The sequence below is a fragment of the Marinobacter sp. H13 genome (genome assembly GCF_059072335.1).
The window spans coordinates 3,381,499-3,404,298 of the sequence record NZ_JCACRU010000001.1; the positions used below are offsets into that span (position 1 = coordinate 3,381,499).

General features: G+C 57.3%; 25 protein-coding genes. 18 read left to right on the plus strand and 7 right to left on the minus strand.

Going from position 1 to position 22,800, the window contains the following annotated elements:
• Window positions 1-33 precede the first annotated feature (33 nt).
• Complete coding sequence (locus tag AC5JQH_RS15710; RefSeq protein WP_008176124.1) at window positions 34-699, plus strand: response regulator transcription factor; 666 nt, start codon at window positions 34-36, stop codon at window positions 697-699.
• A gap of 75 nt (window positions 700-774) precedes the next feature.
• Here the strand turns inward: AC5JQH_RS15710 and AC5JQH_RS15715 are convergent, their stop codons facing one another.
• Window positions 775-1,758, minus strand: a complete 984-nt coding sequence (locus tag AC5JQH_RS15715) for a D-2-hydroxyacid dehydrogenase (protein ID WP_169702130.1) — start codon at window positions 1,756-1,758, stop codon at window positions 775-777.
• A 239-nt stretch (window positions 1,759-1,997) separates the two neighbouring features.
• Here AC5JQH_RS15715 and AC5JQH_RS15720 point away from each other — a divergent pair, with 239 nt between their 5' ends.
• From AC5JQH_RS15720 to AC5JQH_RS15730, 3 genes are read left to right on the plus strand one after another with little or no spacing between them, the layout of a single operon-like run.
• Entirely contained in the window at window positions 1,998-3,224 is a 1,227-nt protein-coding gene (locus AC5JQH_RS15720; protein WP_008176120.1) for a pyridoxal phosphate-dependent aminotransferase, read from the plus strand.
• Between the two features lie 9 nt (window positions 3,225-3,233).
• Entirely contained in the window at window positions 3,234-3,425 is a 192-nt protein-coding gene (locus tag AC5JQH_RS15725) for a CPXCG motif-containing cysteine-rich protein (protein ID WP_008176119.1), read from the plus strand.
• Window positions 3,418-3,990, plus strand: coding sequence for a YceB family lipoprotein (locus AC5JQH_RS15730; protein ID WP_008176117.1), 573 nt, complete (start codon window positions 3,418-3,420; stop codon window positions 3,988-3,990). The genes AC5JQH_RS15725 and AC5JQH_RS15730 overlap by 8 nt, the downstream gene beginning before the upstream one ends.
• A 7-nt stretch (window positions 3,991-3,997) precedes the next feature.
• Here the strand turns inward: AC5JQH_RS15730 and AC5JQH_RS15735 are convergent, their stop codons facing one another.
• Complete coding sequence (locus tag AC5JQH_RS15735) at window positions 3,998-5,152, minus strand: isocitrate/isopropylmalate dehydrogenase family protein (RefSeq protein WP_053114650.1); 1,155 nt, start codon at window positions 5,150-5,152, stop codon at window positions 3,998-4,000.
• A 193-nt stretch (window positions 5,153-5,345) separates the two neighbouring features.
• Here AC5JQH_RS15735 and AC5JQH_RS15740 point away from each other — a divergent pair, with 193 nt between their 5' ends.
• Both AC5JQH_RS15740 and AC5JQH_RS15745 read left to right on the plus strand, forming a co-directional pair.
• Window positions 5,346-6,116, plus strand: coding sequence for an EAL domain-containing protein (locus AC5JQH_RS15740; protein ID WP_175497333.1), 771 nt, complete (start codon window positions 5,346-5,348; stop codon window positions 6,114-6,116).
• 29 nt (window positions 6,117-6,145) lie between these two features.
• A complete protein-coding gene (locus AC5JQH_RS15745) occupies window positions 6,146-6,502 on the plus strand; it encodes a hypothetical protein (RefSeq protein ID WP_254775357.1) in 357 nt (118 codons plus the stop codon).
• A 3-nt stretch (window positions 6,503-6,505) separates the two neighbouring features.
• Here AC5JQH_RS15745 and AC5JQH_RS15750 read toward each other — a convergent pair whose 3' ends face one another.
• Entirely contained in the window at window positions 6,506-7,399 is an 894-nt protein-coding gene (locus tag AC5JQH_RS15750; protein WP_104270190.1) for a LysR family transcriptional regulator, read from the minus strand.
• A gap of 153 nt (window positions 7,400-7,552) precedes the next feature.
• On the opposite strand from AC5JQH_RS15750, the gene AC5JQH_RS15755 reads away from it, so the two are divergent.
• The 5 genes from AC5JQH_RS15755 (at window position 7,553) to AC5JQH_RS15775 (ending at window position 12,365) form a co-directional block, all read left to right on the plus strand.
• On the plus strand, window positions 7,553-8,764 hold the full coding sequence (locus tag AC5JQH_RS15755; protein WP_053114652.1) for an acyl-CoA dehydrogenase family protein: 1,212 nt from the start codon (window positions 7,553-7,555) through the stop codon (window positions 8,762-8,764).
• A 188-nt stretch (window positions 8,765-8,952) separates the two neighbouring features.
• Window positions 8,953-9,771 carry an SDR family oxidoreductase gene (locus AC5JQH_RS15760; protein WP_008176103.1) on the plus strand — a complete coding sequence of 273 codons (819 nt, stop codon included), beginning with the start codon at window positions 8,953-8,955 and terminating at the stop codon, window positions 9,769-9,771.
• Between the two features lie 52 nt (window positions 9,772-9,823).
• Window positions 9,824-10,888: a phosphotransferase family protein gene (locus AC5JQH_RS15765; protein ID WP_493805745.1), complete on the plus strand. Its 1,065-nt coding sequence runs from the start codon at window positions 9,824-9,826 to the stop codon at window positions 10,886-10,888.
• Window positions 10,888-11,577, plus strand: a complete 690-nt coding sequence (locus AC5JQH_RS15770) for a histidine phosphatase family protein (protein WP_405418832.1) — start codon at window positions 10,888-10,890, stop codon at window positions 11,575-11,577. The genes AC5JQH_RS15765 and AC5JQH_RS15770 overlap by 1 nt, the downstream gene beginning before the upstream one ends.
• Window positions 11,578-11,594: 17 nt before the next feature.
• On the plus strand, window positions 11,595-12,365 hold the full coding sequence (locus AC5JQH_RS15775) for an SDR family oxidoreductase (RefSeq protein WP_092030253.1): 771 nt from the start codon (window positions 11,595-11,597) through the stop codon (window positions 12,363-12,365).
• Window positions 12,366-12,426: 61 nt separating this feature from the next.
• On the opposite strand, the gene AC5JQH_RS15780 is transcribed toward AC5JQH_RS15775, so the two are convergent.
• Window positions 12,427-13,305 carry a DUF6279 family lipoprotein gene (locus AC5JQH_RS15780; RefSeq protein WP_092030252.1) on the minus strand — a complete coding sequence of 293 codons (879 nt, stop codon included), beginning with the start codon at window positions 13,303-13,305 and terminating at the stop codon, window positions 12,427-12,429.
• Window positions 13,306-13,458: 153 nt separating this feature from the next.
• Here AC5JQH_RS15780 and AC5JQH_RS15785 point away from each other — a divergent pair, with 153 nt between their 5' ends.
• Window positions 13,459-13,689, plus strand: a complete 231-nt coding sequence (locus tag AC5JQH_RS15785; RefSeq protein WP_338355210.1) for a DUF2798 domain-containing protein — start codon at window positions 13,459-13,461, stop codon at window positions 13,687-13,689.
• 154 nt (window positions 13,690-13,843) lie between these two features.
• Complete coding sequence (locus AC5JQH_RS15790; protein ID WP_092030248.1) at window positions 13,844-15,259, plus strand: DUF4397 domain-containing protein; 1,416 nt, start codon at window positions 13,844-13,846, stop codon at window positions 15,257-15,259.
• A gap of 49 nt (window positions 15,260-15,308) precedes the next feature.
• On the opposite strand, the gene dacB is transcribed toward AC5JQH_RS15790, so the two are convergent.
• A complete protein-coding gene (gene dacB / locus AC5JQH_RS15795; protein ID WP_273156675.1) occupies window positions 15,309-16,865 on the minus strand; it encodes a D-alanyl-D-alanine carboxypeptidase/D-alanyl-D-alanine endopeptidase in 1,557 nt (518 codons plus the stop codon).
• Between the two features lie 329 nt (window positions 16,866-17,194).
• Between dacB and AC5JQH_RS15800 the strand changes: the two genes are divergently transcribed.
• The 4 genes from AC5JQH_RS15800 (at window position 17,195) to AC5JQH_RS15815 (ending at window position 20,273) form a co-directional block, all read left to right on the plus strand.
• Window positions 17,195-17,668 carry a sterol desaturase family protein gene (locus tag AC5JQH_RS15800; protein WP_041645015.1) on the plus strand — a complete coding sequence of 158 codons (474 nt, stop codon included), beginning with the start codon at window positions 17,195-17,197 and terminating at the stop codon, window positions 17,666-17,668.
• 32 nt (window positions 17,669-17,700) lie between these two features.
• Window positions 17,701-18,471: a glutathione S-transferase N-terminal domain-containing protein gene (locus AC5JQH_RS15805; protein WP_273156672.1), complete on the plus strand. Its 771-nt coding sequence runs from the start codon at window positions 17,701-17,703 to the stop codon at window positions 18,469-18,471.
• A gap of 192 nt (window positions 18,472-18,663) precedes the next feature.
• Complete coding sequence (locus AC5JQH_RS15810; protein WP_104270196.1) at window positions 18,664-19,599, plus strand: aldo/keto reductase; 936 nt, start codon at window positions 18,664-18,666, stop codon at window positions 19,597-19,599.
• Window positions 19,596-20,273, plus strand: a complete 678-nt coding sequence (locus AC5JQH_RS15815) for a DUF6064 family protein (protein ID WP_273156666.1) — start codon at window positions 19,596-19,598, stop codon at window positions 20,271-20,273. Before AC5JQH_RS15810 ends, AC5JQH_RS15815 begins: the two co-directional genes overlap by 4 nt.
• Here AC5JQH_RS15815 and dkgB read toward each other — a convergent pair.
• A complete protein-coding gene (gene dkgB, locus AC5JQH_RS15820; protein WP_104270197.1) occupies window positions 20,242-21,051 on the minus strand; it encodes a 2,5-didehydrogluconate reductase DkgB in 810 nt (269 codons plus the stop codon). The genes AC5JQH_RS15815 and dkgB overlap by 32 nt on opposite strands.
• 121 nt (window positions 21,052-21,172) lie before the next feature.
• On the opposite strand from dkgB, the gene AC5JQH_RS15825 reads away from it, so the two are divergent.
• A complete protein-coding gene (locus AC5JQH_RS15825; protein WP_104270198.1) occupies window positions 21,173-21,586 on the plus strand; it encodes a GFA family protein in 414 nt (137 codons plus the stop codon).
• On the opposite strand, the gene AC5JQH_RS15830 is transcribed toward AC5JQH_RS15825, so the two are convergent.
• Window positions 21,580-22,701: a PQQ-dependent sugar dehydrogenase gene (locus AC5JQH_RS15830; RefSeq protein ID WP_008176074.1), complete on the minus strand. Its 1,122-nt coding sequence runs from the start codon at window positions 22,699-22,701 to the stop codon at window positions 21,580-21,582. The genes AC5JQH_RS15825 and AC5JQH_RS15830 overlap by 7 nt on opposite strands.
• Window positions 22,702-22,800: the final 99 nt, after the last annotated feature.

Below are 22,800 nucleotides of genomic sequence, written 5' to 3' on the forward strand. Positions count from 1 at the left end.
TACCAGGCCATGTACCTGTAAGGAATCTGTTGAATGGCACAAACAATTATCGTCGCTGATGATCACCCGCTGTTTCGCGCAGCATTGAAGCAGGCGGTCAGTCAGGCGGTGCCCGATGCCGAGACGGTGGAAGTCGACAGCATCAAGGCACTGCAGGCGGCGGTAGAGTCGCACCCGGATGCGGATCTGGTTCTGCTGGATCTCAATATGCCGGGTGCCCATGGCTTCTCGGGGCTCGTCTTCATGCGAGGCCAGTACCCGGGGCTGCCGGTGGTGGTTGTGTCAGGATCCGAGGAATTGCAGGTAATGCGTCGCTCGATTGACTACGGCGCTTCCGGTTTCATACCGAAGTCGGCGCCACTGCCAACCATTACCGAGGCGATTCAGGCGGTTCTGGAAGGGGACGTCTGGTTGCCGCAGGGAGTGGCCGACAAGATCGAGCGAATGCATTCAGATGCCACAGACTTTTCCGAGAAGCTGGCATCGCTGACGCCTCAACAGTTCCGGGTGCTGGGTATGCTGGCCGAGGGGCTTCTGAACAAACAGATCGCCTATGATCTGGATGTGTCGGAAGCCACCATCAAGGCCCATATCACGGCGGTGTTCCGGAAGCTTGGGGTGCGGAACCGCACTCAGGCGGTGATTGCGATCCAGCAGATGGAGATTGATCCATCGGATCAGTCCTTGTCTGGTAGCTGATTGGTTTTGATGGTTCGAATATAAAACGGGAGCCTTTTGGCTCCCGTTTTGTTTTTGGATGAGTGCCAGGCACGGTTATTTGCTGCCAGCGTAACCCAATTCCTTGTCGACCAAATTGAACAGCTCGTCACCCTTGTGCCAGCGGTCGAAGTTCTCCAGGAACTGATCCGTCAGTGCACGTTTCCAGCCGATGAAGTCGCCGGCCATATGGGCGGTCATGGTGACATTCTCCATGTCCCAGAGCGGATGATCTTCTGCCAGCGGTTCCTCTTCGAAGACATCGAGTCCTGCGCCGGCAATTTCGCCATTTTCGAGGGCCGTGATCAGGTCATCGGTTTTGACGATCGGGCCACGTCCAATGTTGATCAGACGGGCAGAATTTTTCATGGCCTTGAAGGCTTTTTCGTCAAACAGGCCTTCGGTCTGGGGTGTTAGTGGCGCCGCAATCACTACAAAGTCCGCATGCCCGAGCTGCTCGTAAAGGTCGTCATTGCCGTGTACCGCCACAAAATCGGGGTCCTCCTTCCTGGGCTTGCGGGCGATGCCGTGTGCTTTTAAACCGGCGGCACCGACCAGGCGGCCGATCTGCCGGCCGATCGAACCTGCGCCAACAACCAGAACCTGCTTGCCCTCTGCCCGCTCTGTGTCCCGATGTTTCCACTGGTGCTTCATTTGCAGCCGGATGGAATTCGGGAAATCCTTGGCGAACATCAGGATGGTGCACAGCACGTATTCGGCAATGGTACGGTCGAAAATGCCCCGCGCGTTGGTGACGGTTACATCGCCCCTGATCAGATCCGGGAACATCAGGGCATCGACGCCGGCACTGGTGGCGTGGATCCATTGGAGCTTGTCTGCGGTGTGCCAGGCGGCCGCGAGGGCCTCCGTGCGAAAGTCCGTCACCATCATGATATCGGTGCCCGGCAGGGTGTCGCGAAGGGTTGGCTCGTCACAGGCAAAGCGCACATCGGCGCGGGCCCTGACTGCGTCCATTCCCGGCGGTTCCTGCTCTCCCGGCGCGGTGAGAACGGTAACAACAGGTTTGCTGTGCTGAGTCATTGAGCCTCCGCCTTTTTGATGAATGACTTCGTTGAACTGGTCGTTGCCCCGAGGGGTAATAACAGTCTGGTCGGCAGGCTCTGTCGGGTCAACTTGCGAGGCACCGGAATTTCCACTCACAGCGTTGATGGCGGTACTTTCACGTACATCATCTATATGATTTTTTGTCTTGTAGAGGCCATCCATACTGACTAACCTGCAGGGGTAGATCTTATTTGCCCCGTTTGCAGGAGGTGTTTATGGCAGAAGCCGCCAACAAAGAAACTGGTCAGGAAAAACCGCGTAGAGTGAAGTACCGGAAAACCAAGGCCAGTTGGAACCCTGCCATGCAGGCGATCCCGGTGCCGGGTATCCGTCGCATGGTGAATATGGCGGCCACCATGAAGGATGTTATTCATCTTTCCATCGGTCAGCCTGATCTGCCGACCCCAAAGCACGTCATCGATGCCTACATCGATGCGCTCAACGCGGGGCAGACCGGCTATACCATGGATGCCGGCCTGCCTGAATTGCTGGTTGCCCTGCGCGACTACTACGGCAAGCGCTACAACCGGAAACTGACCCGGGACAATATCCTGATCACCAGTGGCGCTACAGAAGCCATGTACCTGGCTATTTCAGCCACCTCTGCGCCCGGGCGGCAGTTTATCGTGACGGACCCGTCGTTTTTGCTCTATGCGCCCCTGATTCGCATGAACGGTGGTGAAGTAAAGTTTGTGCAGACCCGGGCAGAGAATAACCACCAGTTGGATCCGGATGAGGTCATCAAGGCCATGGGGCCCAGGACTTATGCGCTGATCCTGAACAACCCCAACAACCCGACCGGAGCGGTTTACCCGCGTAGCACCGTGGAGACCATCCTGGAGGAATGTGCCTATCGGGGAATTCAGGTGTATGCCGATGAAGTCTACGACCACCTGATCTTTGATGACGAAGACTTCGCCAGCGTGCTGAACTGCTCGATGGATCTGGACAACATCATGTGCATCAGCAGTTTTTCAAAAACCTACAGCATGGCGGGTCTGCGGGTTGGCTGGGTGATTGCCAGTCAGGCGGCCATCAAGTCTCTGCGTCGCTTCCACATGTTCACCACCTCCGTGGCTAACACGCCGTCCCAGTTTGCCGGCGTCGCAGCACTGACCGGTGACCAGCAGTGCGTTCGCGATATGGTAGATATCTACCGTGAGCGCCGGGACAAGGTGGTCGAGCTGGTCGATCAGACCCCCTACATGACCGGTTACAAGCCTGGCGGTGCCTTCTTTGCCTTCCCAGATCTCCCGCCTCATGTCGATGGCTCTGATCTGGCCTTGCGAATGCTGAAGGAAACCGGCGTCTGCATGGTGCCCGGTGACGCCTTTGGCGAGGGATGCACCAACGCCGTTCGGATCAGTTTCTCCACGACCTGCGAGAAGCTGGAAGAGGCGTTCGATCGCGTCATCCCCTGGATGGCCAAGCAACAGTTCTGAGGTGATGCCATGTCCGCCCTGGATTCGGTACTGATTCAGTGCCCGTACTGCTGGGAGACGCTGGATGTCAGCGTCGACCCGTCGGTACCGGAACAGGAGTATGTCGAGGATTGCCAGGTCTGCTGCAGACCCATCTTGATACACGTGGTTTTTGACGACACTCTTACGCCTCATGTCGAGGCCCGGGCCGAAAATGAATAGAACGCCGATTTACGCCCTCCGTGCGCTTCTGGCCCTGCTGCTGGTGCTCGCCAGCGGTTGCGCCAGTCTGTCGCCCTATTCCATCTCCGAAGGCGAGCTGGAACGGCACCTTCAGGATGTGGTTCGCGACTTCGACCGAAACCAGCTGAGTAGTGGTTCGCCATTGAGCCTGAGTCTCGACGACGCCGACATTACCCTTGGACCAGATGGTCGCGATGTGGCGGTGATCGATGTGAGAGGTCAGGTAGCGCTGAATGCGCTGATGGCGAAGCTGCCCGTGGACATTGCCTTGAAGGTCGAAGGGGCGCCGGTTTACGACAGCACTGAGAAAGCCATCTTCATACGGCGGTTGCAGCTTCTTGAAAGCAGTATTGACTCTCCGTTCTTCAAAGGGGATTTGAAGCCTGTAACCGATACGGTCATGCGGTTGGTTGCCCAGATGCTGGAGACCATGCCGGTGTACCGACTGGACGAAACCGACTTCGCCCAGCGTATGTTCGGTATGATGCCGGTAGATGTGCGGGTAGCGCCTGGCCGGCTCGAATTTGTCATGGCCGACCAGTAACCCTGATTTATCGGGACAGCCGCTCGCAGATCGCAGAGCCGATCTCGTGGGTGCCTCGTCGGCTGCCCGAGTTTTCGGCAAGGTCTGCAGCCACTGCATCGAACAGCTCCTTGCCTGCTGCGGCAATGGCAGGGTCCTTGCGGCCCAGCCACTCGAGCATGCGGGCGGCGGTAAAGAGCATGGCGGTGGGGTCAGCCAGGCCCTGGCCGGCAATATCCGGCGCGCTGCCATGGGTAGGTTCGAACATGGACGGCATATCCGGATCCGTCGGGTTCAGGTTGCAGGAGGGTGCCACGCCCATGCCACCTGACAGAACCGCAGCTAGGTCGGTCAGAATGTCCCCCTGGAGGTTGCTCGCGACGACCACGTCAAAGGCCCAGGGGCTTTGCACGAACTTCATGCAGGCCGCGTCCACCAGCTCATGATGCGTGGCCACGTCCGGGTAGTCCTTGCTTATCTCCTCGAACGCTTCGGTGTACATGTCGCCCCAGTAGCGCAAGGCATTGCGCTTGGTGACCAGGCACACCTGGCTTTCACAGGTTCTGCCATCCAGGGTCCTGAATGTCCGTGTGCGACCCTCCGAAACCCGGTCTGCGGCGCGGTTTCGGGCCTGTTCAAACCCATAGCGGATGATCCGGTCGGTTGCCTTGCGTGTGAACACCTCCATCTGGGTGGCCACTTCATCCGGCGTGCCCTTGCGCAGACGTCCACCCTGGCTGACGTACTCACCCTCGGAGTTTTCCCGAATCACCAGCATGTCGATGTCCTTGGCGCGCTCATCGGCCAGGTACTGGCGGGCACCGGGCAGAAGCCGGGCCGGACGTTCGCAGACCCACTGGTCGAACCCTTTGCGCATGTCCAGCAGTGGCGCCAGTGAGATGCTGTCTGGAAGCAGGTATCGGTCCGGATCGTCCATAGGGCCCGGATCGCCAAGGGCACCCAGAAGGATGGCATCGTACTTCTGTAACTGCGCCAGGGCATCCGCGGGCATGGATTCGCCATGCTCCTCGTGCCAGGCGTGGGATGGCCAGGGGAATCGAGTCCACTCAAGGTCCAGGCCGTGTTTGGCGCGCAGGGTCTCGAGGCAGCGCACAGCCTCGGCAACCACTTCAGGACCTATGCCGTCGCCCGGGGTTACAGCGATGCGGGTAGTTTGGGCCATTAGGGAAACTCCTTTTGTGGACAGACACGTATAAACGACAAACCCCAGTTTAGTCATGTAGGCAGGGGATGCCACCGTTTGACACGCTTTAACCAGAAAGTGGTTTTACCGGGGAGGGGATCGCGGCTATATTGGGTGAAAAATACGCCATATAAACATAGCAAAACCGCCAGAAGTGAATTCAGGAGTTGAAGTGAACCAACCCGCCGTACTGTTTGACGAGTCTCGTTGCGAGCAATGTGCATGTGGAGAGGGGTTGGATTTTTCCTTTACCTTCGCGTTCCAGCCCATTGTTGACGTTCTCAACAAATCTGTTTACGCCTACGAGGCGCTGGTGCGAGGCACCGAGGGTCAGGGGGCGATGAGTGTCCTCTCGAAGGTAACCGAGCAGAATCGCTACGCCTTCGATCAGGTTTGTCGGGTCAAGGCGGTCAAGCTTGCCGCCAGGCTGAACATGGAGCCGATGCTCAGCATTAATTTTATGCCCAACGCGGTGTACCGGGCCGAGTACTGTATTCGCACGACCCTGGCGGCTGCCAAGACCTACAATTTTGATACCCGGAAAATCATTTTCGAGCTTACTGAGGACGAACAGCTGACCTCCACATCTGTCGACCACCTCGTGTCGATTATCGAGGCTTATCAGGAGATGGGTTTCAGCACCGCCATTGATGATTTCGGGGCCGGTTTCTCACGGTACAATGTCATGATGGCCAGCCCGCCCGATCTGTTGAAGCTGGATATGGCATTGATCCGTGATATTGATCGGCAGCCGAACAAGCAGGCCGTTGTTGCAGGCATCATTACCATGATGACTCAGCTTGGCGGCCAGATCATTGCTGAGGGCGTCGAAACCAAGGAAGAATACTTCTGGTTGCGCTCCCAGGGGATCAATCTCTACCAGGGCTATCTATTCGCCAAACCGGGGTTCGAGTGCCTTCCGGAGCCCGTGTTTCCGGCCTGACGGGCCTCTAAACTGACAGGAACGACACCTTGCTATACCGAATGATCACCCTTGTCGGCGGACTGGTTTTTGTCATCATCCTGTTCGCTCTGATCTGGTTTTTCTGCAAGAAATTTCTTGAGCACCACGGTGTCACCGACCAGGTCAAAGACCGGGCCATGGTTCTGGCCACCTGGACCTTTGCCGGTATCAGCGTCGGACTGGTATTCGCGGTGGTTGGTGCATTTGTCCTGGGCCCCTGGGCTTTCTACCGAACCCTGAGGGGCCACGATGTGGAGATATCCGATGGTGCCGCCGTCTGGTGGGGCCTCGGCATCGTAATGGCGTCCCTGGGGATCACGGCTATCGGATTCTTCGGTTTCCTGATGGTGGTTGGCGCCTACTGAGGCTCAACTGATTGCCTTCAACTGCTCCCGGAACCAGATCAGCGCCGGCTCCCGCTCGTAAGCCTTGTGCCAATACAGGTGCACGTCGATAGACGGCAGGTCCGCCGGCGGATCCATAATCCGGATGTTGGCCCGCTCGGCGATAATTCTGGCGTAAGCTTCCGGCATGGTCAGCAGCAGATCGGTCTCTTCCACCACTCTGCAGGCGGCATAGTAGTGCTGACACCGCAAGCGGATACTCCGTTGTACCCCCAGTCGCGATAGTTCAAAGTCCTCGATCCCGGGTCCTTCGGTCCGCGAGGATACCAGCACGTGTTTTGCGGACAGGTACCCTTCCATATCCAGCGACTCTGTTGCCAGCGGGTGCCCCTCCCGGGCCAGAACCACCAGACGGTCGCGCCTCAGGAGTTCGTGGGACGTCTGGTTACTCACGGGCAACAGCACATCCACGGCAAAATCCAGTTTGCCGGCCGCCAGTTGCGTCTCCATGTCGCGCCTCGCGATCCTCTGGCTGACAATTTCCAGTTCCGGATAGGCGTCCAGGCGCGCCATCAGGCGGGGCAGGAAGGTCGATTCCAGAATGTCACGTAGCCCGAGCGAATAGGTTTTACGCTGGGTGGCCGGATCAAAGGCATGAAACTGGTTTACCGCGCCCTGGATCTGGGTGAGCCCCGGTCGCATGGACTCAAGGAACCGCCGGGCCAGTGGTGTTGGCACCATCTGGTTGCCCTGACGGGTAAACAGGGGGTCGTCAAAATGGTCCCTTAGCCTCGACAGGGAATGACTGACAGCCGGCTGAGTGAGATGCAGTGACTTGGCTGCACGAGTCAGGCTTCCCTCCCGGTAGATGGTGTCGAACACGTGCAACAGGTTCAGGTCCAGGCGGTTGAGGGCCATGAGCGGGATCCGTTTCTGGAGAATTTGAATAAGTTTGGTTAATAATAAACGATAAGAATAATTCAGTCGCGTAATAGTTAAGTTATCCCTAGACTGGTCTCAACGTGATGATTCCGTGCACGCCACCGTGCAACCGTTAGCGAGGAGACGGCGATGGATTTCAATATTTCCGAGAAAGGCCAGGATTATCTCAACCGCGTGAAGCAGTTCATGAAGGATGAGATTTTTCCCATCGAAGAGCAGTACCACAAGGAGCTTGCCTCACTGGATAACCGCTGGGTTGTGCTGCCGATCATCCGGGAGCTAAAGGAAAAAGCCAAAGCCCAGGGCCTCTGGAACATGTTTTTCCCGGACGAAAAATACGGCTGTGGCTTGTTGAACTCCGACTACGCCCTGATTGCCGAGGAAACCGGCCGCAGCTTCATTGCCCCGGAGATTTTCAACTGCAACGCGCCAGACACCGGCAATATGGAAGTATTGATCCACTATGGCTCTGAAGAGCAAAAAGCCGAGTGGTTACCGCGTCTGCTGAGCGGCGAGATCCGCTCCGCCTTCTGTATGACTGAGCCGGCGGTTGCCTCTTCCGATGCCACCAATATGGAGGCAACGGCCGTTGTTGAAGGCGACGAAGTGGTTCTGAACGGTCGCAAGTGGTGGAGCACCGGTATCGGGCATCCCGACTGTAAGGTTGCCATCTTCATGGGTCTGACGGATCCGGATGCGCATAAGCATCGCCGTCATTCCATGGTGCTGGTGCCGCTGGATACGCCTGGCGTCAAGATCGAGCGTATGCTGCCGGTATTCGGTGAATATGATGAGCCCTATGGCCATGGCGAGGTGCTTTTTGACAACGTCCGTTTGCCCAAGAGCGCATTCATTGCCGGTCCGGGTCGGGGATTCGAGATTGCCCAGGGCCGTCTTGGGCCGGGCCGAGTGCACCACTGTATGCGGGCGATTGGTGCGGCAGAGCGCACGCTGGAGATTCTGATCAAGCGGGCAACGACTCGTGAGGCCTTCGGGCGGCCGATCGCCAAGCTGGGCGGCAATCCGGATATCATTGCCAATGCCCGCATGGCCATTGAGCAGGCCCGTCTGCTCACGCTGAAATGCGCCTGGGCACTGGATACCAAGGGCATCATGGGGGCGCTTCAAGAGGTCTCCATGATCAAGGCGGTGATTCCATCCATGCTGCAAACCATTGTGGATCAGGCCATTCAGATTCACGGTGGTGCCGGAGTCAGTGATGACGATTTCCCGCTGACACAGCTGTTTGCCTATGCCCGTGTTTTACGCCTGGCGGATGGCCCGGATGAGGTGCATCGGGCTATGGTGGCCCGTCTTGAGCTGCGTAAATATAAAAATTGAGAATCTGAATCGGGAGTCTGGATTCGGCGGAAGGGTGTTTCTGAAACACGCTCCTTGCGGCACGTCCCTGTGACGCTTGGGCTCCGCCATCCATGGCTCCGCACAGTTTCAGAAACACCCTTCCGCCAAATCCGTCGTACTTCGGAGTTGGTTTCAGTTTTTAGCAAGATAACAGCGGGGAAGCATTGATGACTCAGAGAGTATTCATAACCGGAGGCGCCAGCGGACTTGGCCGCGCCATAGCACTGCGTTATGCCAAAGAAGGCGCCAAAGTCTGCATCGGCGACATTAACCCGGAGCAGGGTGTTGGCGTCGAGAAAGAGATTAATGCGGCCGGAGGCGAAGGTTATTTCGTCGAGTGCGATGTTCGACGCCTGACCGATTTCGAAAAGGTCCGCGATGATCTTGTGAAGAAATGGGGTGGCGTTGATGTGGTGGTGAACAACGCTGGCGTTGCCTCTGCCGGTTCCATTGAAGATACCACCATGGCGGATTGGGAGTGGATTCTCGATATCAACGTGCTGGGTGTGGTTCGCGGCTGTAAGGCGTTCACGCCGCAGTTCAAGCAGCAGGGCTCCGGGGCATTTGTGAATGTGGCCTCCATGGCCGGGCTGATGCTGGCGCCGTTGATGGATAGCTACAATGTGACCAAGGCCGGGGTGATTGCCCTGTCTGAAACCTTGAGCCAGGAGCTTCGGGATGCCGGTATTCATGTGAGCTGTGTATGCCCGGCGTTTTTCCAGACCAATCTGACCAGCAGCATGCGTTCAGATATCCCCGGAATTCAGCAGAACGTGAACAAGCTGATGAAGCGCTCGACGGTAACCGCCGAGGACGTGGCCGAGGATATTTTCCGGTCGGTCAACAACAAGAGCTTCTGGGTACTGCCCCACGCCAAGGAGCGCCGCATGTGGATGCTCAAACGCCATGCGCCCAAGGCTTTCGACTGGCTGATGCATCAGGAAAGCAAGCGCTGGATGAGCAAGATGGGTGGCAGCAAGGCCTGAATGCGCGGTTTTTTTACTGTTTTAAACTGAAGATTCAAAAGGAGAGTCCTGAATGACCCAGATCGACGAGGCCGTGGACATCCGGGAAGGCGAGGAGCTGGACACTGGCGCCGTAGACCGGTTCATGAAAGAGGCGATCCCGGATCTGCAAGGCGAGCCAGAGATTCGTCAATACCCGGGTGGCGCCTCAAACCTGACCTATCAGGTGGATTACGGCGACCGGTCCTACGTCTTGCGCCGGCCGCCGTTTGGCAAGATTGCCAAGTCTGCCCACGACATGCTGCGTGAGGCGAAGGTCATGCGGGCGCTCAAACCGGTTTATCCCTACGTACCCAACATCATTGCCATTTGCGATGATCACGACGTGCTGGGTTGCGATTTCTACGTGATGGAACGGTTGAAGGGCATTATCCTGCGCCAGGACTTTCCCAAGGATTTCGAGCTCAGTGAAGCCGATACCTGCAAGCTTTGCCTGAACGTGATCGACAAACTGGTGGATCTTCACCGTGTGGATGCCAAGGCAGCAGGCCTGGACAAGCTGGGCAAGGGCGAGGGCTACGTTCAGCGCCAGATTGGCGGTTGGAGTGACCGTTTCCGCAAGGCCCGCACCGACGATGTGGGTGACTTTGAGCAGGTAATGAGCTGGCTCAATGACAAGATGCCAGAAGACATTGCCCAGGTGGTGATCCACAACGATTTCCGCTTCGACAACGTGGTGCTGAACCCGGACAACCCGTTCGAGGTCATTGGCGTACTGGACTGGGAGATGGCCACCATCGGTGATCCGCTGATGGATCTTGGAAACAGCTTGGCCTACTGGATTGAGGCGGACGACGAAGGCCCTTTCCAGATGCTGCGCCGCCAGCCGACCCATCGCCCGGGCATGCTTACCCGCAAGGAAGTGGTGGCTTATTACATGGAGCAGTCCGGCTTAAAGGTCGACAACTTCGACTTCTATGAGATCTACGGCCTGTTCCGGTTGGCAGTGATCGTCCAGCAGATCTATTACCGTTTTTACCATGGCCAGACCAAGGACAAGCGTTTCGCCGCCTTTGGCCATGCCGCTAATTATCTCGAGAAGCGCTGCCAGCGGTTGATTGCGGAGAGCTCCCTGTAATGGCGACGATTTATCTGGTTCGTCACGGCCAGGCCAGTTTCGGGAAAGAAAACTACGATCAACTGTCTCCCACGGGCTGGGAGCAGGGTAGGGTGCTTGGCCGCTGGCTGGCGGGCAAAGTGGAACCGGCAGCGGTTTTCGGAGGCGATCTGGAACGTCACCGGGAAACCGTTGAAGCCATCGCCACCGGGTACGGATCCAAACTGCCCGATATGCAGGTGGTTCCCGGTTTCAACGAGTTTGATCACACCACTGTGGTGGCCCGGTACCGCCCGGAGTGGAGTGACCGCGCGGTGATGGCGCGGGACCTCAAGGCGTTTCCCAAACCGGCCAAAGCGTTCCAGGAGGCCTTTGTGCACGCGGTGCATCGCTGGGCCTCGGGCGAGTTTGACCACGAGTACGAGGAAAGCTGGCCGGACTTCAAGGCCCGCGTTATGGCGGCCTTCGAGGAAATGATTGACTACGCCGATGGCGGCGATGTGCTGGTGGCGACCTCCGGCGGGCCGATTTCCGTGATCGCCCAGCACCTGCTCGGTCTTGATGACGCCCGGGCACTCGGTCTGAACGAGGTGATCGCCAACACCAGTGTGTCGCGGGTCCTTTATTCAGGCCCCCGGCGCAGCCTGGCCGTTTTTAATAACTACAGCCACCTGGAAGCGGATGATCCCGCCCTGGTGACATTCCGATAGCGAATTGAGGTGAACGAATGAGCAGCAAGAATCTGTTTGATCTGACTGGCAAGGTTGCCCTGATTACCGGTGCCAGCCGCGGCATTGGCGAGAGTATTGCCCGGACTCTGGCCGAGTATGGCGCCCACGTGATCGTAAGCAGCCGCAAGATTGACGGTTGCGAGGCCGTTGCCAGCAGTATCCGGGATGCCGGTGGTAGCGCCGAAGCCTACGCCTGCCATATTGGTGATATGGACCAGATTGAAAGTATCTGGGGGCACATTGAGCAAACCCACGGCAAGTTGGACATTCTGGTGAACAACGCTGCCGCCAACCCTTACTTCGGGCCGGTAGAGGACACCGACCTGGGAGCGTTCAACAAGACCGTGGATGTGAATATCCGGGGCTATTTCTTCATGTGCGCCCGTGGCGCCCAGATGATGAAGAAAGCCGGTGGCGGCTCGATTGTGAACGTGGCGTCCGTGAACGGTGTAAATCCGGGCCACTACCAGGGCATCTACTCGGTCACCAAGGCCGCCGTGATTTCCATGACCAAGTCCTTTGCCATGGAGCTGGGTCAGCAGAAAATCCGCGTGAATGCGCTGCTGCCAGGGCTGACCGATACCAAGTTTGCCAGCGCCCTGACTACGAACGAAGCCATTAAGAAGCAGGCGATGGCCCATATCCCCATGAAGCGGGTGGCCGATCCGGGCGAGATGGCGGGTACGGTGCTATATCTGGTTTCCGATGCTTCCAGCTACACCACGGGCGCCTGCATCAATGCCGACGGTGGCTACCTGACAGTCTGAGTAATCGTTGGGGTCGGATGACCGCTTTCATCCGACCCCGCCTTCACTACGTCCGAGCTTATCAGGCCGGCGAACAGGTCAGTGCCTCGAAGTCATCGTTCAGCTCCACCGTCCGATCCTGGAGCTGGGCCAGTGTTTCCCTGTCACCTGCCATAATCAGGTCGTGCATCAGGGAGGACATGGCAGCCCGACTTTCTGCCATCATGGCTTTATAGGCCTCACCACGCACCTCTTCGGAATTCAGAATCAGGTATTCCAGCTCCGCCTCGAACGTCGGCGCGTTTCTGTTTTCCAGCAGTTCCAGCAAGGCCAGTTGCCAGTTCCTTCGACCCTGCAGCCAGATCTCAGTCTGCTCGCCCCGATTGGCTGACCATTGCCGCACGATGTCGCGCTGCTCGCTGTTCAGGTCCCCCAGCCATCGCTCAACCCGCTCCGCGGTTCTCTCTGCGCGTGCTTCGGCTGTCGCCTCCGGGGAGTCGGCCAGGAATTCGTCTTCCATTTCCCGCTGACTTTGCGCCATGTTGTTCGCCAACTCCTGCACCTGTTCATCGCTCAGGCTTGAGAGAAGGTTTACCGCGACAGGCGTTGCCTTTTCCAGAAGACTCGGGAAGAAACTGAAAAGCTGTTGTTGATGGTAGTCGACGGTGGCCTTGTCGGGTGGGTTGCTGGAAACATCAGACTCGAGTTCATCCAGCCAGGCCTGGTAGCGGGGCAATTCGGCACTGCAATGCCATTGCCGCAATTGATCAATGTCGCTGTTGAGCTGCTGTTTCTGGTCGGCCGTCAGTGTCACGTAGTCTTCTACCCACCACACGATGCCCCAGTCCGCGTATCGATAAGCCATCTTGGTCGAGCTGCAGCCAACCAGTCCAAGGACCAGTACCAGAATGAGAACAAACGGTTTGAAAAAGCCGGGTGTCCAGTCTTTGGCAGTATCCATGGCGCACCTGTCTTGGTAAAAAAGCTTATCGAAAAAAGATTGCAAGCTCACTATCATTTCATTTTTGAGTGATATCAGTGTACGACATATCACGCCTTTCAGATGCTGCTCCGGGGAACCCTGGAGCATTGTTCAGGAGAAGTCATGAGCTAAATGAGACTTTCACGTCTACGCCAGCTGATCTTTGGCTTTTACATGTCCGGAATTATGTCGCTGCTGATGTCCGGGGTGATCACCTTCATCAACACGGGCATCGACGGCGAATTCCATTACCGGTGGGGGCCGGCTTTTCTCGTTGCCTGGGCCGTTGCTTTTCCTCTCGTGACCTTCATCGCCCCGCTTGCCGGGAAGATGACTGAGTTCACCATGCGCAGGTTTGATTAATTGCGTACATCTGTAAGCTTAAATGTCAAAAGATGCAAATCCGTTCTTTCTGACTCCCCGAAAATGCATTGACGCATGATTCATGGACGGAAATTGTGCAGGTTCGAACCACTCAAATCCTGGTAAACAACCTCAAAAGTGGGGAGTTTGAAAAATGAAGACAAAATATGCTTTACCGATGGTTTTGGCGGGTAGCGTTGTGCTATCCGGGTGTTGGCTTGATGACGATGATGATCCAGCAACAACCAGTGTTCGGGTCCTGCATGCGTCCTCTGATGCACCTGCGGTGAATGTACGGGTGAACGGTGATGTTGTCGTTCCAGGTGCTGATTACAAGCAGGCTGCCGTCCTCACTCCGGGTGCCGGTCTTGCCGATATCGCGGTTGATGGATTGCTGCCCGGCGGTGCTACCGCGACTGTAATTTCCGCTGACGGCGTATCGCTGCGTGCGGATACCAACTATGACGTGATCGCAGTTGGCAAAGTTGGTGACGAGACCATTGAGCCGCTGATCTTGACGGATGATGGTGCCCGTGATGATGCCAACAGTGCGCGTCTGAGGGTTGTCCATCTTTCGCCCGAGGCAGAGACCGTTGCCGCTGGTCCAGTGGATGTATATGTGACTGCATTTGGGGATCCGCTCCCTGCTGAAGCTACCTTCAGCTTCTCCTTTAAAGAAAGTGTTGGCCCACTGGAGCTGCCTGCATCGGACGATTATCAGATCCGGGTTACCGCTGCAGGATCTAACGGAGTTGTATTCGACAGTGGGCAAATTGGGTTGCCAGTGGGTTCTGATCTGCTGGTAGGCGCTGTTGACAATACGGTCTTCGGAAGTTCACCTGTGAGTCTTTTGGTTCTGAACGGCGCTGAGGTATCCGAACTTCTCGATATTGGAACGGGAGCTGGTATCCGCGCAGTTCATAATTCATCCGCTCCCACTCCGAATGTCGACATTTATCTCAACGAAGAGCCCGATGGATCGCCTGCGGCCACTGATCTAGCATTTGGTGAAACAGTGCCTGGTGCGCCGTCAACAGGCGAGTACGTTCCCCTTGATGCCGGCGACAACCGTGTTGCAGTCACAGCTACAGGAGTGACTGCTTCGACTGCTATCGATGCAACTTTGAATTTTGCGAACGGCGATTTAAACACCGTTGTTGCCGCAGGTGTACTTGCGGAGGGGCTTGATGCTTTGGTTTTTGCTGACAACAATCGTCGAATTGCCACAGAAGCAAAACTGAGGGTTATACATGGAGCGATTGAAGCGCCCACAGTCGATGTGTTCCTTATTCCGACGGACGCTGGGGGTGCCGAGAACACGCTCATAGGTAATTCCATGCCTGCTCTGGACGACTTCAATTATGCTGAGTCCTCCGGTTACCTTGGCGTTGCCGAGGGGAACTATGTTGTCTTTATAACTTCGGCGGATGGCGCTACCGTGCTTTACAAGTCCCCAAGTCTCAATCTGGAAGTTGGCGGTGTCTACACTGCCATAGCCCGGTTGAATGAAGGGCCCGAAAGCGTCGCCACGGTAACGCTCATGGACGATTTTGTTCCAGTTATAGAGTAAGTTCGGAAGCAAGATCGAGCTTGAAAGCCCCGGCTTACGCCGGGGCTTTTTATTGAATGCTAGTCTCAGAAGTGCCGGAAGCCGCATGTGAAATAGCGGTCCCGGTCGGCGGCCTGAAATGCAGCGAATAGAGAATACGGTCCAGCACGGCCTGGCCATTCCAGGCAGGATCGTTATTGACCATCCCGACCACGGCCCAGGTGGTGTTATTGGAATCGCGGGTGAATCCGGCGATCGATCTCACATCCTCCAGGTAACCGGTCTTGATGCGACCCTCGCCATCCATGCCGGTGTTGCGCAGGCGGCGTGCCATGGTTCCATCCATCGCGATGATAGGCATTGAGGCCATGAGGTCTGCCGAGTAGGCGCTGTTCCAGGCGTGTTCCAATATTTGAGCGCCCTGGCGCGCGGTGATCCGCCCGTGTCGGGTGAGGCCAGCGCCGTTGTCGATCACCATGCCAGCGGTATTGATGCCCTTGTTTTCAAGCCAGTGGTAGATCACCCGTATACCGGCAACCCGGTCATCGCTTTCATCTTCCTGGCGGTTTTCCGCACCAATGGTGAGGAGCAGTTGGCGCGCCATCACGTTGCTGCTCCACTTGTTGATGTCCCTCACCATGGTAACCAGGTCCGGCGAGGTGGTTTTCATTACCAGTCGGGCATCCTCAGGCGTTACGCCATTCAGGTCTCCACCAGACACCACGACGCCAAGGTCTGCCAGCAAGGAGCGAATCAACGAGGCGCTGTACTGCTCATGGGACAGCAATGAAAGATAGGTGGTGGTTCGGCAGCCCTGGGGAAGTTCACCGGTTACCCGAACGGTCACCCGGTGGTCTTCATGAATGATGGGCTCCCATTCAAAGTTTCTTCGTGATGGGCACGGGCCTTCTGCAGTGGCAACCACACGGTTGTCGATGACAACTTCGCCCAGGGAGGGCGTGCTCCAGGCCTGGGTGCCACGCTCATCGGCACGAACCTGGAAATGCATCAGGTTCAGGTTGGTCAGATAGGCGGACGGTTCCACCAGAAACGGCGCGTGGGGGTTGTCGCCGTTGTCTTCAAACGCAGGAAAACCACCGTCTACCTGAAAGTAGGAACCATCAAGGATCAGGTCTCCCTCGATTCTGGTAATTCCCATGCTGCGAAGCTCACCCAGTGTGGTCCAGAGGCGTTCAATAGTGAGCTTGGGATCGCCTCCGAAGCGGACGTAGAGATTACCCTTGAGAGTGTCGCCGACCATGACACCGTCGGTCAGGAAATCGGTATCCCAATGGTGGTTGGGCCCGAGAACCTCCAGCGCCGCAAAGGTTGTCACCAGCTTCATGATGGAACCGGGGCTCATCAGCGCATCGGCATTGATGTACTGATTGATGCCGGGCCCATTCAGCGGAATGGCGGCCATGCTCATGGCGTCTTCATTTTGGAGGGACTTGAGCGCGTAATCCTGAAGCTGGTTCGTCCAGAGGCGATTTCCCGAGAAACCGGAATTATCGTCTTCGGCGACCACAACGGACGGGGTGGTAATCACGGCAAGGGCCGTGAGGGATGCCAAAAGAGACCGTCTGAATCCAGAACCTGTTTTTTCTCTACTTTCAGAACGCCGCATACCCGGGGCTACCATGATCGCTATCCAGTGAGTTCCTATAGTCCAACAATAGCCCATCCTGCCGGTTTGTACTATGCAGAAAAGCTCTACATGACGTTAAAAAATGGCAGTAGTGTCGTTGTTTGTATTGAACTTTTGTGACGCGATGTAAGTGCCCTTGCGAATCATGGAGTTAGGTGGATAAAAATTAACCTTCGGGTTGTCAATGACTTTTCTATCGGATTTATGGGTGCTTTTTCCGGCGTTTGAGTCATGGAATTCGCGGCCAAAAAGGCGTTTCCTGATGAATGTGTAACCAAGTGTTCCGAAAACAATAAAAGGAGGACACCATGATTGGTATTCCACTGGGTCTTTTGACCGCCAATGGCGTGGAATGGGTATTCCATAAACACGTTCTTCATGAGCTGGGCCGGAACCGGGCAAGTTTCTGGTCGTTTCACTGGCACGATCATCACCGAAATGTCCGGCGAAATGGCTTCCTGGATGACGACTATCGCAGACCGCCCCTGACCTGGAATGCCCAAACCAAGGAGGTGGCTGCCCTCGTTGCGGGGGCTGCAGCAGTCACCCCGCTGCTGCCATTCGCACCCTTTTTTGTGGGTACTCTCTACTACAGCGCCTGGAATTACTACCGGGTACATAAGCGCTCACATCTGGACCCGGAATGGGCGAGAAAGAACCTGCCCTGGCACTATGATCATCATATGGGACCCAACCCCAATGCCAACTGGTGCGTGACCAAACCCTGGTTTGATCACATCATGGGTACCCGGGAGCCAATGGAAAATCGTCAGATTGCGTGATAATGGCGTGGTCTCCAAAAAAAGGTTTGTTTATGTCGAATATGCTTTCTCATAACGTCCACGTGCTGGGCTCGGTTGCAACGTCGTCGCTCACCGCCTGGCGCGGTTGCCTGGTGGTTAAAAAGGTTCCTCAGCCGGAAAAGCCCATTGTGCTCTATGACATGGAAGGCTGTCCGTACTGCCGTCGTGTTCGTGAAGCCCTGACTGCCCTGAATCTGGATGTGGACATCCGGCCCTGCCCGACGGGTGGTTCGGTTTTCCGGGCCCAGGCAGAGGCTCTGGGAGGCAGGCAACAGTTCCCGCTGCTGGCGGACCAGAACACGGGCACGGTCATGTACGAATCCGAGGAAATCATCGAGTATCTGTTCCGGCAATATGCCGGCCGGTCGGTGCCGTCCTACTATCGTGGCCGGGTCTGGCAGCCGGTCCTGGGCTCTGTAGCCTCGGTAACCAGCGCCATGCGGGGGCTGAGGGTCAGCCAGGGCAAGCGGCCGGAGCAGCCGTTGCACCTCTGGAGTTTCGAGGGGAGCCCGTTTTCACGTTTGGTGCGTGAGCGGCTGTGCGAGCTGGAAATTCCGTATACCTTGCACAACCTCGGGAAGGAGCACTGGACAGAGATCGGGCCAGCGAAGCAGCGCATCAAGCCGGGGCCTTATACGCCGATTCCCGGTGGCAAGCGGGATGCGTTTTTCCAGGTGCACAAGCGGGTTCAGGTGCCCTATCTTGAAGACCCCAATACCGGGGAAGGCCTGTTCGAGTCTGCCCGTATTCTGAAATATCTTGATGCCCACTACGGGAACTGAGTTGTTGGTAAGACTGTCAGCCATGTAGCTGCCGCCCGGGTGGGTCATCCCTTCTCCAGACACGCCGTAAATACTTCCATGTAGGCTCGGTCGGGCCATCCGTGGCCCTCCACGGTCTGGAGAAGGGATGACCCACCCGCGCTGTTTGAGCATCATGCTATTCGCACTGAAATTTCTGTCAGTGGGGGCGCTATGGCGAATCAGATTACTCGAAGGAAGTTCCTGATCAGTTCCGGCCTCGCCGGAATTGCTCTCAAAGCCCCGATGCTGTTCGCAAACACATCGGGAAGCACTGCATTATCTCCCACCATGCGCCGGATTCCCGGCACAGACGAATCCATCCCTGCAATCGGTATGGGCACCTGGATCACCTTCAACGTTGGTGGTGACGAACAATTAATCACCCAGCGCACTGAGGTTTTGAAAACCTTTTTCGAGCTCGGCGGCACGGTGGTCGATGGCTCGCCGATGTATGGCAGCGCTGCAGATGTAATGGGCGAGGCGCTGAACGCTCTGGACGGCCACGACCGGATTTTTGCAGCTACCAAGATCTGGACCGGCGATGAATCAGCAACCCGGGCGGAGGCGGCGCGTTCGAGCAGGCGTTGGGGCGTTGACCGGTTCGATTTGTTGCAGGTGCACAATCTGTTGGGGTGGCAGGGGCATCTTGAAACGCTCAAGCAGATGAGGGCGAACGGTGAGGTTCGGTATATCGGCATCACCACATCCCATGGTCGCCGGCATCGGGAATTCGCGCAGATTATGGAGCGGGAGCCTCTGGATTTTGTGCAGCTGACCTACAACGTTCTGGACCGGGAGGTTGAGGACCGGTTGCTGCCATTGGCCCAAGAGCGCGGAATCGGGGTGATCGTCAATCGTCCATTCCAGGGTGGTTCGCTGTTTCGGCGGTTCCAGTCGGAGCCACTGCCCGATTGGGCCGGGGAGGCCGGTGTTGGCAACTGGGCGGAGTTTTTCCTCAAGTACATTATTTCCCACCCGGCGGTGACCTGTGCCATTCCGGCGACCAGTAAGGTCGAGCACATGAAGGAAAACATGGGGGCTATGTACGGTACATTGCCTGATGCCAGCCAGCGCCAGCGGATGGCGGGTTACGTGAGATCGCTGTGAGTGGGGCTGACTGGCTGAGCTACTCGCTACAGGATTTTGTGATGTTCGGGCCGCAGGTGTTTCTGCGGCTGTTTGTCCGGATCAACCAGGATCTATGGCCCTGGCAGTTGCTGGCGGTGGTGATGGCCATTTTTATACCGGTGCTGATCTCCAGACAGAGCAGGGCGGCACGGCGTTTGGCCGTCGGCCTGATGTCGCTTGCCTGGATTGTCAGCGGTTACGGGTTTCTGGTGGGCTATTTCGGCCCCATTAACTGGCCGGCGGCGTGGTTTGGGTGGGCCTTCGTGGCCCAGGGCGCGTTGCTTGCGGCTGCCGTGTTTTCAGGCGGGGTTCATGACAGCAGGCTAGCGATCGGAAGACTTGCCGTACTCTGGCTGCTTGCTGTCTGTGTCTTGCCCTGGTTGGCAATGGCTGATTCCGGCGAGTGGGAGGCCGTCGGATTGTTTGGCGTAGCACCCGGCACCACCGCAGCGGCTGGCGCGCTCGCTCTGGCACTCGTGACCAGGACCTGGCGCTGGGTCTACCTGCCGCTGCTGGTGTTGTGGAGTCTGTTCAGTGCCGCCCTCTTATGGGTGCTTCAGACCTGGTGGTTGCTTGTCACCCCGGTGGCTACGCTCTTGCTGGTTGGAGCCGGGTTCTGGCTCAGTCCCAGGACGGCGCAAAGTCCGGATTAGCGATGCGTTCGTTACGGTCCAGTTCGTCAATCGCGCGGATTTCCTCCTCGCTCAACTCAACCTCCAGCGCCTCCAGGTTAGCCTTCTGGTGGCCGGGCCGTGTTGAGGAGGGGATCGGCACAACGCCTCTCGATGCCACCCAGGCAATAGCCACCTGGGCCGGCGTCAGGTTTCGCTCAGCGGCAATGCGCTGCAGTGTTTCGTCCTCCATCACCTTACCGACTGCCAGCGGCATATAGCCGGTCACGGTAATGCCGAGCTTCTGGGCATGTGCCACCACCTTGCGGTTGGCCAGGAACGGATGCACTTCTACCTGGTTGGTGAAGATGGGCGTGTCGCCCAGTATGGCTTTCGCCTCATCCATCTGGGCACAGGTAAAGTTCGAAATGCCGATGTGCTCTGCCAGACCCTCGCGCTGGGCATCCCTCAAGGCACCCAGATACTCCTTCATGGGCACTTCGTCACCGGGCGATGGCCAGTGGATCAGCGCCAGATCCACATGGTCGGTTTTGAGCCGTGCGAGGCTGTCATGGAGGCTGTTGATCAGGTCACTCGCGTGCAGCTGGTCGTGCCAGATTTTGGTGGTCAGGAAAATTTCCCGGCGCGGAATACCACTGGAGGTAATGCCATCACCAACTTCCGCTTCGTTTCCATACATCTGGGCAGTATCGATATGGCGGTAGCCCAGGGACAGAGCGCTCTTGACGGCATCACGGGCGTCGTTGCCCTTGAGCCGGAACGTTCCCATGCCGATCTTCGGAAGTGCGCTGAATGACATAATGTCCTCCTTAGCGAGTGGTGTGTTCTTAAAGTGGTGCCGGCAGACTGGTTCTTCAAGTGGCCGCCGGGTATCATCGCGCCTGAATCAACCTCTGAGCCGAACCAGTGAGGCCCGCACCATGTACACCGGTCGTTGCCTGTGTGGCGATATCTGTTTTGAATACGATGGCCCTATCGGCCCGGTTGCCCTGTGCCACTGCAGCCAGTGCCGGCGCGCCCACGGTAGCGCGTTCTCGGCCAGCGCGCCGGTGCAGAAGGTGAGGTTCCGGTTCGTAACCGGCGAAGACAGGATTACCGAGTTCGAATCGCGTCCCGGCAAGTACCGGGGTTTCTGCAGCCGTTGCGGCAGCCAGCTCTACAGCCGTGTTGATGCCATTCCCGGGATTCTCCGCCTGAGAGTCGGTTGCATCAACGAACCCCTGGGCAAGGGGCCGGCCCAACACGTCTTCGTTGGTTCAAAGTCCGACTGGTTCGAGATTACCGACGAACTGCCACAGTTCGAAAAGACTGAAAGAACCAACGATCCTCACTGAGCCGGCACCATCCGGTAAACCTTGCCCCGGGGTGAATCCGTTAGCAGCCAGAGTGCCCCATCGGGGCCCATGCGCACATCGCGGATCCGTTCGTCGAGATCGGTCAGCAGATCTTCCTCTTCCGTCACTTCTCCGTCCTGGATGCGCAGACGAACCAGTTTGCGCATCTTGAGTGCGCCCACGAACAGGTCCCCCTGCCATTCCGGAAACAGATCTCCGGTATAGAACGCCATGCCCGAGGGCGCAATGGACGGGTCCCAGTAATGCAGTGGCTGGGCCATGCCTTCCTTCTTGGTTTTGTCAGTAATGGGCAGGCCCGAATAGTCTATGCCGTAAGTGATTGTCGGCCATCCGTAATCGGTGCCTGCCCGGATGATGTTGATTTCGTCGCCACCCCGGGGACCGTGTTCGTGGCTCCAGATCTCGCCGGTTTCCGGGTGGATGGTCATGCCCTGGATATTGCGGTTGCCGGTTGTATAAAACGTATCGTTGACGCCGCTGGTGTCCAGGAACGGGTTGCCTGGTGCGGGGCCACCGTCGGGCGTAATCCGGTGTACGCCTCCGGCATCGTCAGAATTGTCCTGGGCCCGGTCCATCTCTCCCCGGTCGCCCACCGCCACGTACAGGTTGCCATCCCGGTCAAATTCCATGCGGCCCGCGAAGTGTCGGCCGCCGCCGGAGCGGGGCAGGGCCTCAAAAATGACTTCAACGTCGGTGAGGCGATCACCACTCAACCGGGCGCGAGCTACCCGGGTAGTCATGCCGTCCCGGTTTCGGTGGGCGTAGCTCAGGAAAAGCACCTGATTCTGCTCAAAGTCCGGATGGAGAATAACGTCCAGCAATCCGCCTTGGCCGGATACCACGAGCTCGGGTACTCCGCTGATGGGGTCGTTCACCAGCGAACCGTTCCGAATCATTCGCAGCTCTCCTTCCCGCTCTGTCACCAGCATGGAGCCGTCCGGCATAAATGCGAGGCTCCAGGGGTGTTCGAGATTCTGTGCCACGGTTTCCAGGCGGAAATCTGCTTTATCGGAGGAAAAGGTCTGGTTGGCCATGCCGGGAACGGCAACCAGCAATAAGCTGCCTGTCAGGACAAGGTGTTTGAATATACCCATTGAAGCCTCCGTTCCTACCGGTGCCATTAGAACATTCAGAGTAGCAGTTGAAGCGGGCTTCGCCGAGCAGCGCTCCCGTTACCAGGAGTATAGGGCACC